Source organism: Streptomyces sp. NPDC058665, from assembly GCF_042714995.1.
Classification (GTDB): domain Bacteria; phylum Actinomycetota; class Actinomycetes; order Streptomycetales; family Streptomycetaceae; genus Streptomyces.
The window spans coordinates 47,087-60,648 of sequence record NZ_JBHXRX010000049.1; the positions used below are offsets into that span (position 1 = coordinate 47,087).

A 13,562-nucleotide genomic window follows, 5' to 3' on the forward strand; every position below is an offset into this window, starting at 1 on the left:
GTGTCATGGCCACCGCCCCGGAAAGCGATCCCGCCGTCAGCGTCTGCTTCGTCGTGACGATCGACGACATCGAACTCGGATCGTTCAACACCTGTGACGGCCTGGGCTGCGAAGTGGTGCTCGAAACCCGCGAGGAGGGCGGCAACAACGGGCATGTGTGGCAGCTGCCGACCCGACTGAAGTACTCCAACGTGAAGCTGTCACGGCCGCTCACCCGCGAGACCGAGAAGGTGGCGCGCTGGTTCGCCACCATGACGACCGGGTTCAGCCGCAAGACCGCGCACATCGAGGCGCGCACCGGTGACGGGCGGAAGGTGGCCCAGTGGGGGTTGCTTGAGGTCGTACCCGTCCGGTGGACCGGGCCCTCGTTCACGCCCGAGTCGCCGAAGGTCGCGATGGAGACGATCGAGATCGCCCATCACGGCTATGTGATGGAGGGCTGAGCGGCATGAGCGGTGCGGGACCCATCGCTTTCAGCGCCGCCGGTACGTCCGGGGTGGCCTCGGCCGCGAAGGGCGGATCGGCCCGGCCCAAGCTGGAGCACGCCTATCTGGAGCTGCGCACGCCGCCCACCGGTGGCGGTCTCACACCGGGCGGTCCGTGCGGGCGGATCGACTTCCAGTTCAACCCGAAGGAGTTGAGCCTCACCAAGGCCGCGTCCTGGAAGCGGACTCCGGCCAAGGGCGCGAAGAGTTCGGGCCCGCCGGAGTACCAGGGCTCGCAGCCCAGCAAGCTCACCGTCGAGATGTTCTTCGACGCCAGCGACACCCAGGACACCCGCGTGGTGACATCGGTGGAACAGCTCTTCGCGTGCTGCGTGCCGACGAGCGAGACGCGGCAACAGCAGCGGGCGTCGCCGCCATGGGTGGTCTTCCACTGGGGCGGACTCACGGGATTTCCCGGCTACGTCAGCCAAGTGGCCGCGAAATACACGCTGTTCACCACCTCCGGGGTGCCGATCCGGGCGGTCTGCCAGGTCACGATGGAGGAGATCAGCGGGGAGACTCCGGGGCAGAACCCGACCTCAGGCGCGCTGGCCGCCCGCCGCGTGCACCGCGTCGACGCCGGGGACTCGCTGCCGTCGCTGGCCCACCGGGAGTACGGAGACGCCGCCGCCTGGCGTGTGATCGCCGAGGCCAACGGCATAGACGACCCGATGCGCCTCGCCCCCGGCACACAGCTCCTGCTGCCTGCCCTGGACGAGCTGAACCGGCTCCAGGACGGTACGGACCGCGACCGGGGCGGATACGACGCCGGCATCGTCGTCCCACCGGCCCTCGGGAGGCGGGGCTGATGTCCCAACAGGGCGTCGCCACCGCGCTGGTGGTCGAGTTCGGCGGCACACCGCTCCCGGCGAAGTTCGCGAACACCCTGGTCGAGGGATATGTGGACGACAGCCGTACGCTGCCCGACCTGTTCCTGCTGCGCTTCCGGGACCCCGACCGGATGCTGCTGGAGCAGACGGGCCTGAAGATCGGCGGCGAGGCCCGGCTGCTGGCCCGCGCGGGCGGGGACTCGGCGCCGAAACCGCTGCTCGACGGTGTGGTCACCGCCTTGGAGGTGGAGCTGGACGAGACGGGCACGTTCACCGTCGTACGGGGGCTGGACGAGTCGCACCGGCTGTTCCGGGGACGGCGGGTCGCCAGCTACCAGAACATGACGCTCGCCGACATCTGCGGTCAGGTCGCCCAGCGCGCCGGGCTGAAGCCGGGGACGGTGGACGTCGCCGGGCCCGTACTCGAACACATCGCCCAACCCAACCTGACCGACTGGGAGTTCGTGCGCGGGCTCGCCGAGGAGGCGGGTGCCCAGGCGTACGTGCGCGAGGGGGCGCTGCACATCACCCGGCCCGCGGAGGCGAGTTCGGCGCCGGACGGTTCGGCGCGCGCGGACCGCGATCCCCTCGTGCTGGAGCTGGGCGGCAATCTGCTGCGCTGCCGGGCCGGGGTGTCCGCCGCCGAGCAGGTCTCGGAGGTGGAGGTGCGCGGCTGGGACGTCCAGGCCAAGGAACCGCTGGTGGGCAAGGCCCCGGCGGGGGCGTCGTCGACGCTGGAGCTGGGGGTGACGGCGGCGGAGGTGTCCGCCCCGTTCGGCGAGGCGCGGTTCGTGGTGACGGACGCGGCGTACGGGACGCAGGCCCAGGTGGACCAGGCGGCCAAGGCCCTGGCGGAGCGGATCGCCGGGTCGTTCGCGGAGCTGGAGGCGGTGATCCGCGGGAATCCGGCGGTCCGGGCGGGCAGCGCGGTGGCGTTGAACGCGGTGGGCGCGCCGTTCGAGGGCCGGTACACCGTCACATCGTCGCGCCATGTCTTCGACGCCGTACGCGGGTACGAGACGTGGATCACGGTCTCGGGGCAGCAGGAGCGTTCGCTATTCGGGCTGACCGGCGGCGGTCCGGGATCCGGTGGTGCGGCTGGGGGCGGGCGGTGTGCGGGGCTGGTCAGCGGGACGGTGACGGACACACAGGATCCGGAGGGGTCGGGGCGGGTGAAGGTCCGCTTCCCTTGGCTGTCGGACGAGTACGCGAGCGACTGGGCGCGTACCGCTCAGTCGGGCGGGACGGGTGGGGGCGAGGCGTTCATCCCGGAGGTCGGGGACGAGGTGCTGGTCGGCTTCGAGCACGGGCATCTGGACAGACCGTTCGTACTGGCTGGGCTTTACAACGGGAAGGACAGACCCGGCGGTGGCGGAGGGGACGGGGCCGGGGGCGCGGCTTCGGGTGGCGGCGGTTCCGCGCCGGGCGCTCCGGGTGTGTCCGGCGCTCCCGGCGCGTCCAGCGCGTCCGGCCCCCCGAGCGGTGGCGGTGAGCTGGTCGACCCGACCAGCGGCGCCGTGAACCGGCGCGCCTTCGCGTCCCGGAGCGGAAACCAACTGGAGCTGCTGGACGCGGCGAACGGCCCGCAGGGCGTACGGCTCCGCACCGGAGACGGGAAGTTGACGATCGACCTCGACCGCACGAGCACCGCCGTCGTCATCAACAGCGACGGCAGCGTGACGATCGAGGCCAAGGAGCGGGTCTCCATCAAGGCGGCGGGCGGCGTCGCGCTGGACGCCGGCCGCGGAGCACTCGAACTCACCGGGGACAGAGTCACGTTGACCTCTCGCGGCGGTGTCGAGGTCGACGGCGGGAACGGCAAGGTCGCGCTCTCCAGCAGCGGTTCGGTGGAGGTGCGCGGCAGCCAGGTCACGGTGGACGGCACACGGCGCACGGACATCAAGAGCGGCGGCTCGGTGTCCGTCAACGCCCCCATGATCAAGCTCAACTGACGCGACGTCAGGAAACGCAGGCAACAAAGGCAAAGAAGGCAACGAACAGGAGTGGACCGCATGTCGGCAGCAGCAGCCGCGGCAGCGAGGGTCGGCGACCCCACCGGGCACCCCGGCACGGTCGGACCGCCCGGCGTGCCGTCCGTGCTGATCGGCGGGAAGCCCGCCGCGACGGTCGGCACCGCGCACAACTGCGCGTCGCCCGCCGCCCACCCGCCGTCGACGATCGCGCCGCCGGGCAGTTCGAGCGTGCTGATCGGCGGCAGCCCGGCCGCCCGCGCCGGCGATCTGGCGGGGTGCGGCTCACCGGTGGTGTCGGGCTGCGCGACCGTACTGATCGGCGGGTGAGCGCGCCGTATGGGACAGCAATTCATCGGTGCGGGCTGGGCGTTCCCGCCGCGTACGGACGCCACCGGGTCCATCGCCCTGGTGCGTGGCCGGCACGCGCTGGAGGAGTCGATCCGGCTGATTCTGGCGACCTCGCCGGGCGAGCGGCCGATGCGCCCGGAGTTCGGCTGCGCCATCAACGACTACGTGTTCGCCCCCGCCGACGCGGGCACGGCCGGCCAACTCGCGTACGAGGTACGGCTGGCGCTGGAGCGCTGGGAGCCCCGGATCGATGTCACCGAGGTCGTCGTCCGGTTCGACGAAGCCGACAACGGGGTGCTTTATATCGACATCGGCTACACCGTCCGGGGCGCGAACGACCCCCGCAATCTCGTCTTCCCCTTCTATGTGATCCCGCAGCACGCCGAGGAACCGGCCGACGACGAGGAGGCGGGCGCGTGACGCTGCCCGGTCCGCATCTGGACGACCGCACTTTCCAGGGCCTGGTGGACGAGGCCAAACGCCGGGTGCAGCAGCGCTGCCCGGAGTGGACCGACCACAATGTCTCTGATCCCGGTGTGACGCTGATCGAGGCGTTCGCGTCCATGGTCGACCAGCTCGTCTACCGGGTGAACCGGGTACCCGAGAAGAACTATCTGGCCTTCCTCGATCTCATCGGCGTACGGCTCCACCCGCCCACGGCCGCGCACACCGACGTGACGTTCCGGCTCTCCGCGCCGCGCCCGGACCCGGTGGTGGTCCGGGCGGGGACGGAGATCGCCACGGTCCGTACGGAGACGGAGGAGGCGGTCGTCTTCACGACCTCCGAACCCCTGTCGATCGTGCCGTGCGCCTACGCCCATCTCGCCACCTGGCCGTCCTCCGGGGAGGCGGCCGACCGAACCGAGGAGCTGGCGCTCGGCCGGGACGTGCCCTGTTTCGGGGCCACGCCGACGGTCGGCGACTGCCTGTATGTGGGCCTGTCGGCCGCCGTACCGGCGGGCGTTCTCGTCCTGCGGCTGGACTGCACGGTGGAGGGCGTCGGCGTCGATCCGCGCCGGCCGCCGGTGCTCTGGGAGGCGTGGGACGGTGCGGCCTGGACGGTCTGCGAGATCGAGAAGGACGACACCGGGGGCTTCAACCGGTCGGGCGAGCTGATCCTGCATCTGCCGAAGGCCCACGCCCCGGCCGCGGTTGTACGGCGTACCGGGGGCTGGGTGCGGTGCCGTCTGATCGCCGCGGAGCCGGGCCAGCCGACGTACCTGGCGCCGCCGGTGGTCCGCGGGGTCACCGCGTTCACGATCGGCGCGACCGTCCCGGCCGAGCACGCGGAGACCGTCACCGACGAGGTGCTCGGGCAGGCGGAGGGGGTGCCCGGCCAGGCGTTCGGGCTGTCCCGGCCGCCCGTCGTACCCGGTGAGTTCGTGGTCGAGGTGACCGGTCCCGGGTCGGGCGCGGACGCTGAGCGGTGGACCCGTGTGGACGACTTCGCGCACTCGGGGCCCGAGGACCGGCACGTCACCCTGGACGCGAACTCCGGGCGGGTCGAGTTCGGTCCCGCCGTACGTGAACGGGACGGCGGAATCCGCTACTACGGCGCGGTCCCCGCGAAGGGCGCCACCGTCCGGGTGCGGTCCTACCGCACCGGCGGCGGGCTGCGCGGCAACGTCGCCCGCTCCACGCTGCGGGTCCTGCGCGGCGCGATCCCGTACGTGGCCAGGGTCGAGAACCGCCGGCCGGCGCTCGGTGGGGTCGACGGCGAGAGCGTCGGCAGCGCGCGGGTGCGCGGACCGATGACACTGCGCACGCTGCACCGGGCGGTGGTGCCGCACGACTACGAACTCCTGGCGCGCGAGATCGCACCGGACGCGGCGCGCGTGCACTGCATCCGGGCCGGTGCGGACGACGGTTCGGACGCGGGCGGGGTGCGGCTGCTCATCGTGCCCGCCGGGCGCGGGGACGAGCAGGGCCGGATCGAGTTCGACGAACTCGTCCCGCCCGCACAGACGCTCGCTCTGATCAAGGACCATCTGGACGCGCGGCGGCCGATCGGCACCCGGCTGGCGGTCGAGCCGCCGTTCTACCAGGGCGTCACCGTCGTCGCTTCGGTCCAGACCGAGCGCGGGGCGGTCGCCGAGAAGGTGCGCGAGACGGCACTGGCCGCCCTGTACGGGTACTTCAACCCGCTCACCGGCGGGCCGGGCGGACAGGGCTGGCCGTTCGGCAGGCCGGTGCAGTCGGGCGAGGCGTTCGCCGTGCTCCAACGGGTGCCCGGGGTGGACCTGGTGGAGGACGTACGGCTCTACCGCGCCGACCCGGTCACCGGGGAACGCACCGACGCGACCACGAAGATCCAGCTGGACCGGCACGCGCTCGTCTTCAGCTATGAACACCAACTCCGGGTGAGATCCGGGTGAGAGGAGCCTGACCCGATGCGTGCCGACGTTCCCGGCCTGCCGACCCCGCATCCCCTGATCGAGCAACTGCCCGCCCTCTACCTGGAACAGGACTTCCTGCGGCGCTTCCTCGCGGCGCTGGACGACGTGCTCGCCCCGGTCCTGCTCACGATCGACAACGTGCCCGCGTATCTGGACCACCGCAGCGCCCCCGACGACTTCCTGGAGTGGCTGGCGGGTTGGGTGGCGGTGGAGCCGCACGAGGACAGCCCCGCCGACCAACGGCGGGCCGAGATACGCGGGGCCGTGGCCAGGCACGCGCGGCGCGGGACGGTCGGTGGACTGGCGGAGGCACTTCGGCTGGAGACCGGAGGGACGGAGCCGGAGATCGTCGAGAGCGGTGGCGCCATTTGGTCGACAACTCCCAACACTCCGCTGCCGGGTGAGGCCGTCCCATGGGTGACGATCCGGCTCAGGGCAGGTGCGGGCCGGCCGTTCGACCGGGTGCGGCTGGAGGAACTGATCGCCACGGAGATCCCGGCGCATGTCGGATTCACGCTGGAATTGTTGTCGGCGGGTGCCGGAGGTGGTGCGGAGTGATCTGCGAGACGTGCGGCCACCGGAACGCGCCGGGGCGGGAGTTCTGCGCTTCGTGCGAGGCGTTCCTGGCGTGGGAGCCGGGGGAACGGACGCCGGCACCATCGGAGCCGTCCGTGCCGGATCCTCCTGCGCCGGAACCGTCGGTGCGGGAACCGTCCGTGCCCGCCGAGCCCACCCCCGTACCCGCGACGACCGCTGCCGCGCCGCGCCGCCCGGGTGAGGACGCGGACCAGCCCGCTCCGGGACCCGACGCGTTCCCCGATGTGCCCGACACCGAGCCGGCGACGGCGCCCACCGTCACCGGGCCGCCGATCGTGTGCCCCCACTGCCGCACGGAGAACACCCCGGACCGCACCCTCTGCGTCCGCTGCGCCCTCCTCCTGGACCCGGGCCCGCCCCCGGCGATCCGCCCACCCTGGTGGCGGCGAATCCTCAACCGCGGCCCCCGGCAGTCCCCCGTCGCCGGCACCCGGCCGGGGCGGGGATGGCGCAGGCCACGGGTCGGGCTCCCGATCGTGCTGATCCTGCTGGCGGTGGGTATCTGGTTCGCGCTGCCGCACATGTCGGGCCTGTTCGGGCTCGCGAAGGAGGAGACGGGGAAGCCCGAGTCTGTACCGCCTGCGGAGTGCCGGGCGTCCAGCGCGCAGTCGGGTCACCCCGCGGGTGCTGCCATAGACGGCTATAACAACCGATTCTGGGCGCCAAAGGAGACCGGGGAAGGCATCGGCGAGTTCCTGGAGTGCGACTTCACCGAGCCGGTGCGGCTGCTGAAGCTGCTGGTGTTCTCGGGTACCTCGGCCCGCAAGGACGAATTCCTCACTCAGGCCCGCCCGGCGCGGATCACCGTCCAGCTGACGTCGCAGGACGGCGAGTTGACGACTCGGACTCTCCGCCTGCGCGACCAGGCGGGCGAGCAGACCTTCGACTTGCGGGGCACGGACACGGTACGGGCGCGGCTCACCGTGGACTCGGCGTACGGCACGGGGGAGGACCGCCGGGTCGCCTTGGCGGAGGTGGAGTTCTTCGGCCGCCGGCCCTGAGGGGCGGGGAGGGCCCTGGGCCGGGGTGGCCGCACAGTCACCCCGGCGGGCCGCTCATATCATGATGCAGCCGTTGCTCTGGGCGGCTTTCGGGGCTACCAGCACGACTCCTGCCGTCGTGGCAGCCTTCGGGGATGCCACCTCAGCATCCATAGTCGCCACTGGTCCCATGACGGCAAAACAAGCAGTGAGGCTGGTAACCGTCAGGATTTTCCGCACTTTCGAGGGTGTCCTTCCGCGTGATCTTCGAAGTTCGAAGTCGGAAGGCTACCAAAATCAAACACCTGCCCGTCAAACGAGCCAGCGTTCGCATCCTATCTGTCGCGCAAGAAGGAACGACCATCCTCGCCCACGCGTTCGATGTCATCCAGGCGACGCCCGATCCTCCGCGCGACAACGGTGTCTCGATGTCGAGCAAGTTCGAATGCTTGACGCAATGTCATGCGCGCTTCATTGGCATCTCCCGCCGCGAGTTGCACCTCCGCCAGGAGCATTCGCGCGGCGCATTCTTCGTCGACGTCATGGGTGCGGGAGGCGACAGCCACAGCCGCCTGGAGGCGGTCCGTCGCGTCGGCCAGTCGGCCGTCGGCGAAGTCCGCGCCTCCGAGGTGCCGCAGGGCCTGGACCTCGTGTCGAGCTGCTCCTATGTCTTGCGCGATCTTCAGCGCTTCGAGGTGGTACCCGACGGATTCCTCCGCGTTTCCCAGACGCCAGTGCGCCTCGCCGATCCCGATCAGAGCCTCGGCCTGACTCTTCCGATCACCAAGGGACCGAAACTCCGAAAGCGTCTCCCCGAAAAGGGCGAGAGCCGCGGCAGATTCATCCGACTCCGCGAGGACTGCGCCCAGATTCCTGCGTACCGTCGCACGGTCGTATCGACTTCCGGCGGATTCCAGAAATGACAGCGATTCCTCGAACGAACGCCGGGCCGACGTCAAATCTCCGGCCCCCATTTGCAGTTCGCCGATATTGTTGAGCGTCTGGGCGGACGCGGTCTCGTCACCCGCTTCTCTGAACCCTTCGAGGGCACCCCGAAAATGCCCCAGCGCCCGCTCGTGTTCTCCGAGGAACAGCAGAGCCACTGCTACGTTGTTTCGGCTGCGCGCCTTGTCCCAGACGTCACCCGATAGCGACTTGATGGCCAGGGATTTCTGAAGCAGCACAAGCGCCTTGCGGTTCTCGCCGAGGTGCCAGTTCAGCACGCCGAGCACACGCAGCGCCTCCGCCTCGCCCGGTTCGTCGCCCAGCGCACGCGCCAGCTCCAGCGCACGCTCCCCCGCCTCCGCGGCGTCCGCGTAGTCCCCGATGCTCGCGTACGCCCCGCACAGGTCGATGAGGGTGCGGCAGAGCGCCGGTTCGTTGCCCGTTCGGTCCCAGTGGACGGCAGCGTGCCGCAGGAGCTTCTTGGCGTCCCGCCAGTAGCACTCCGCTACGAGGAATCCCGCCAGTGCGCAGGCGAGTTGGGCCGCGCGCTCGGAGGCGCCCTCGCGTCGGGCGTGGTCCTCGACCGCCAGGAGGTTTCCGCGTTCCGCGGCCAGCCAAGAACGCGCGGCGGCCGAGTCCGGCAGGGGTGGCGGTGGCGTCGACGGACGCGGCGCCGGGACGTCCGGGCGTATACGTCGGGGATATGCCACGCGGTCCGCGAGGCCGGCCGTCGCGACGTAGAAATCCGTCAAGCGGGCGACGGCCTGGCGGCGTTCGGGCTCGCTGTCCTCCGAATGGGATAGGCCGTAGGCATATTCACGCAGTAGATCGTGGTAGCGATACCGGTCGGGCACAGGCTCTCTGAGCAGGTGAAATGCCAGCAAGCCCTCCAGTAATCGCTCCGTCGTGTCCGCCGGCAGGCCCAGCAGGGCAGCCGCCGCGTCGGCCGTGAAATCAGGTCCGGGATGCAGCCCGAGACGGCGGAACGCGGTGCGTTGCTGCGCCGTGAGGGTCCGGTAGGACAGTGCGAACGCCCGGGTCATTTCCTGTTCTTGATCCGCGGTGCGAATTTCCGCCAGTCGCCCGGGACTTCGCGCGAGGCGCTCGGCAAGGACACCCAGCGTCCAGGACGTACGGGCCCGGAACCGATGCGCCACCAGTTCGATCGCGAGGGGCAAGTAACCGCACAGGCTCACAATCCGCGCGGTCTCCTCGAGGTCGCGGGTGCGTTCCTCGCCCGCGAAGCCGCAGAAGAGCGTGATCGCGTCCTCCTTCGAGAGAACGTCGAGCGGGACCGACAACGCCTGTGGGATACCGCTCAGATGACGACGGCTGGCGATGATCGTCAGAGACGGTGACCCGCCCGGCAGCAGCGGACCGACCTGCTCGGCCCCGGCCGCGTCGTCCAGGACGACGACCACCCGGCGCTCGGCCAGCATCGTCCGCCACAGGGCCGTTCGCCCTTCCAGCTCCGCCGGTATGGAGGGGGCCTGCGCGCCCAACAGCCTCAGCAGAGTTCCCAACGCCGCCCGCGCCGTGAGCGGTTCCTGGGCGAGCGAATGGCCCCGTAGGTCCAGATAGATCTGGCCGTCCGGGTACTTCTCCGCCAGCAGACGGGCCGTGGCGACGACCAAAGCCGTCTTCCCAACGCCCGCCATCCCGCTGACCGCTTCCACGGTGACGACCGATCCGCCGCGCTCGCCCTCGTCGGCGATCATCGAGCTCAGGGCCTGTAACTCCGACCGGCGGCCTACCAGAGGCGGTTGCTGAGGCAGGTTCCGCGGCACCGGCACCTCACCCGCAGGCGCCGGAGGGCCACCGGCGACCACGGCAACCGGGTCGCCCGTCCGCTCCGCGCCGCCTCCCCGCGCCAGCTCCCGTGCCGGTACGCGGGCCAGCACCCCCTGATGAATCGTGCTCAACTCGGCGCCGGGGAGCGCCCCGTACTCCGCCATGAGCGACTGCCGGGCCCGCTGATGGACGCGGAGTGCGTCGGCGTACCGTCCGCTGCCGTAGTACGCGAGCATCAACTGGCCGAGCAGGGTCTCGTCCCCGGGATGCCGTTCGACCAACGCGGCCAGCTCGCCGACCTGTTCGGCGAAGCGCCCCAGCCGCAGCCCGGCCGCGATGCGTGACGTGCCGGCGCTCAGTCGCGCCTCCGCCAGCGTCCGCCGTACGGTCGCCGCCCAGGACCCGGGCAGACCCGCCAGCGCCTCGCCCTGCCACAACTCCTCCGCCCGGGAGAGCAGTTCCACCGCCCGTGCGTCGTCCTCACTGCTGAACGCCGTGTCGACGAAGTGCTGGAAGCGCTGCCGGTCCACGGAGTCACGCGCGGTCCGTAATGTGTAGGTGTGCGCCCTGCTGGCGATTTCGGGTGCCCCCGGCCCCGTACCGGCGTCCCGCAGCCGCCGCCGGATGCGCGACACATAGGTGTGCGCGTTTTCGCGGGCGCGCTCGGGAGGTTCGCCGTCCCAGAGTCGATCGATCAGCTCGCTGATCGCGACAGGACGCCCCACGTCGAGTGCGAGTGAGGCGAGCAACACCCGTTCTTTGTCCGATCCGAGCTTCAGCCAGCGGCCGTTCAGCCGAAGCCCCACCGGTCCGAGTATCTGGATTTCCACCAGCGCCCCCGCTGGTCCGTCGGATGGTTCACGAGCATGTCACCGCGCGGCGAATGCCGCTATAGACCGTTGCCATACTTGGCGTGATCCGTTCTTGATCCGGATGGTCATTCAATGTCGTGCCGGGGTAGGACCCGAAATGGTCCGTGTAAACGGCAATCGATCTGCGGGGGGGGCGGATGGATGAGTGATTCGAGTACGGCCGCGCAAGGGCCTCACGGGAATGCGATCAGTGGTGACGCGCGACTGTACGGTCCCACTGTCCAGGCCCGTGAAGTGCACGGCGGCATACATCTCCACGCCGCGCCCGCCGCGCCCGCTCGGCCCGCGCCACCGCGCCAACTGCTGCCGGTGCCAGCCCACTTCACCAACCGGGAAGGGGATGTCGGATCGCTGAACGGTCTTCGCGACAGCGGACTGCCCTTGATCGTCGTCAGCGGTCCGGCCGGAGTCGGCAAGACGGCGCTGGTGTCCAAATGGCTGCGTTCGCTGAGCACCGAATTCCCCGACGGACAGCTGTACGCGGACCTGCGCGGGCACTCGGCGGGCGGGCCGGTGGGACCGGCGGAGATCCTCGGCCAGTTCCTGCGGGCGCTGGGCGCCGGGCCGACGTCCACGGACGCGGTCGAACTGGCGTCGCTCTGGCGGTCCTTCACCGCCGATCTGCGGATCGTGGTGATGCTGGACAACGCCTTCACTGCCGCCCAGATCCGCCCGTTGCTGCTCGGCGGTCCCGACGGACTCGTGGTCGTCACCAGCCGCCGCAGGCTGACCGGGCTGCGTATGGAGGGGGCGGGGTTCCATCAGCTCGACGCGCTCGGTCCGGCCGCCGGGGTCGAACTGCTCACCCGTGGGATCGGCGCGGACCGTGTCGCGGGCGAACTCCCCGCGGTCCGCCGTCTGGTGGCCCTCTGCGCGGGACTTCCGCTCGCGGTCTGCCTGGCCTCCGCCCGGCTCGCGACCCGGCCCAGACAGTCGGTGGGGGCGCTCGCGGACGCCCTTGACCGGAACGCGGGCGGTGGCCGGCTGGCCGCGCTCGAAGTCGAAGGGGAGACCTCGGTGCACAAGGCTCTGGACGCGTCGTACGCCGTACTGAGCGAGGAGACCGCGCGCCTCTACAGGACGCTGGGCCTGCTCCCGGTGCGTACGTTCGACGCGATGATCGCCGCGGCGTCGTGCGATGAGTCGCTGGACTGGGCGGAGCGCAGGCTGGACGAGCTGATCGAGGCGAATCTCGTGGAGGATGTCGGCCCGGAAAGCTGCCGCTTCCATGATCTCGTACGGATCCACGCGCACGACCGCGCCCGCGAGGACGACACGGACGGCGCCCGCGAAGAGGCGCTGCGGCGATTCTGCGACTGGTGCCTGCACACGGCGACGGCGGCTCAGGAGCGGCTGACCCCGGTGCAGTTCACCCTCCCGAGGATCTACGACCACCGGCCCGACCTTCCCCTGCCGTTCGCCGACGATGTCGCGGCACTCGGCTGGCTGGACTCCCATCGGTCGCAACTGCTGGGTGCCGTACGGCTCGCGGCGAACAGCGGCTGGCACGACACGAGTTGGATGCTCGTGGACGCCATGTGGCCGCTCTTCCTGCGATTACGTCACTACTCGGACTGGATCGCGGCCCATGAGATCGGCCTGGAGGCCGCCAGGCAGGCCGGGAACAGGGCGGCCGAGCGCCAGATGCTCAACTCCGGGGCCATCGGCCTGGGGGCCGCCCGCCGGACCGAGGAGGCAGCCGCCTGGTATCGGGACTCCCTCCAGGCCGCGCGCGAGGCAGGTGACATACGGGACGAGGGCCAGGCGCTGCTGGGTCTCGGCGCATGCCATCGCGAGGCGGGACGGCCCGACGACGCCGTGACGTATCTGAACCGGGCGATCGAGGTGTGGGAGGGGTGTGGTTACCCGCGAGGCGCGGCGCTCGCCCGGACCACGCTCGGCGAGATCGCCCTCGCGGCGGGTGCGCCGGACGACGCTGTCGACTTCTTCGGTCGGGCCCACGCCGCGATGGTGGCGGTGAACGACCCGCACGACGCGGCGAGGGCACTCGCCTTCCTGGGGCGCGCCGGCGTCCGGGCGGGGGCGTACGCGGAGGGCGTGGCGAGGATGAACGAGGCGCTGGCCGTCTTCACCGGGTCCGGAGCCGCCTTCTGGCAGGCACGCACCCTGGAGATGCTCGGGGAGAGTGCCGCGGAGCACGGTGACGCGAGGGCCGCGGAGGACTTCCTCGCGCGGGCCCTCGCGCTGTTCGAGTCCACGAGCCCCGCCGACGCGCGTCGGCTCGGCGGGGTCGGCTGATCCCGCACGGTGGAGTGGGTGGGACCGGGCCGCGGTTTTCGGCGGCCCGGGCCCCGGGGTGGGTGGGGTGGTGTGTCTCAGTTTGA

Annotated in this window: 10 protein-coding genes; 9 read left to right on the forward strand and 1 reads right to left on the reverse strand. The window is 70.9% G+C overall.

Annotated features, from left to right (window positions below):
* The first annotated feature begins 5 nt into the window (after window positions 1–5).
* The 8 genes from ACFWV8_RS27510 (at window position 6) to ACFWV8_RS27545 (ending at window position 7,630) form a co-directional block, all read left to right on the forward strand.
* Window positions 6–443 carry a phage tail protein gene (locus ACFWV8_RS27510; protein WP_384209173.1) on the forward strand — a complete coding sequence of 146 codons (438 nt, stop codon included), beginning with the start codon at window positions 6–8 and terminating at the stop codon, window positions 441–443.
* 5 nt (window positions 444–448) lie between these two features.
* Complete coding sequence (locus ACFWV8_RS27515; protein ID WP_384209176.1) at window positions 449–1,294, forward strand: peptidase M23; 846 nt, start codon at window positions 449–451, stop codon at window positions 1,292–1,294.
* The gene (locus ACFWV8_RS27520; RefSeq protein ID WP_384209179.1) at window positions 1,294–3,267 is read left to right on the forward strand and encodes a VgrG-related protein; all 1,974 of its coding nucleotides are present in this window, start codon (window positions 1,294–1,296) and stop codon (window positions 3,265–3,267) included. The genes ACFWV8_RS27515 and ACFWV8_RS27520 overlap by 1 nt, the downstream gene beginning before the upstream one ends.
* 60 nt (window positions 3,268–3,327) lie before the next feature.
* Window positions 3,328–3,615, forward strand: coding sequence for a PAAR domain-containing protein (locus ACFWV8_RS27525; protein ID WP_384209181.1), 288 nt, complete (start codon window positions 3,328–3,330; stop codon window positions 3,613–3,615).
* A 9-nt stretch (window positions 3,616–3,624) separates the two neighbouring features.
* Window positions 3,625–4,056: a GPW/gp25 family protein gene (locus ACFWV8_RS27530; RefSeq protein WP_384209184.1), complete on the forward strand. Its 432-nt coding sequence runs from the start codon at window positions 3,625–3,627 to the stop codon at window positions 4,054–4,056.
* Window positions 4,053–6,011, forward strand: a complete 1,959-nt coding sequence (locus ACFWV8_RS27535; protein WP_384209187.1) for a putative baseplate assembly protein — start codon at window positions 4,053–4,055, stop codon at window positions 6,009–6,011. Before ACFWV8_RS27530 ends, ACFWV8_RS27535 begins: the two co-directional genes overlap by 4 nt.
* Before the next feature lie 15 nt (window positions 6,012–6,026).
* On the forward strand, window positions 6,027–6,590 hold the full coding sequence (locus ACFWV8_RS27540) for a phage tail protein (RefSeq protein WP_384209189.1): 564 nt from the start codon (window positions 6,027–6,029) through the stop codon (window positions 6,588–6,590).
* A 158-nt stretch (window positions 6,591–6,748) separates the two neighbouring features.
* Window positions 6,749–7,630: an NADase-type glycan-binding domain-containing protein gene (locus ACFWV8_RS27545; RefSeq protein ID WP_384209192.1), complete on the forward strand. Its 882-nt coding sequence runs from the start codon at window positions 6,749–6,751 to the stop codon at window positions 7,628–7,630.
* Between the two features lie 314 nt (window positions 7,631–7,944).
* Here ACFWV8_RS27545 and ACFWV8_RS27550 read toward each other — a convergent pair whose 3' ends face one another.
* Window positions 7,945–11,175, reverse strand: coding sequence for a tetratricopeptide repeat protein (locus ACFWV8_RS27550; RefSeq protein WP_384209195.1), 3,231 nt, complete (start codon window positions 11,173–11,175; stop codon window positions 7,945–7,947).
* Window positions 11,176–11,358: 183 nt separating this feature from the next.
* Between ACFWV8_RS27550 and ACFWV8_RS27555 the strand changes: the two genes are divergently transcribed.
* On the forward strand, window positions 11,359–13,476 hold the full coding sequence (locus ACFWV8_RS27555) for a tetratricopeptide repeat protein (RefSeq protein WP_384209198.1): 2,118 nt from the start codon (window positions 11,359–11,361) through the stop codon (window positions 13,474–13,476).
* Window positions 13,477–13,562 lie beyond the last annotated feature (86 nt).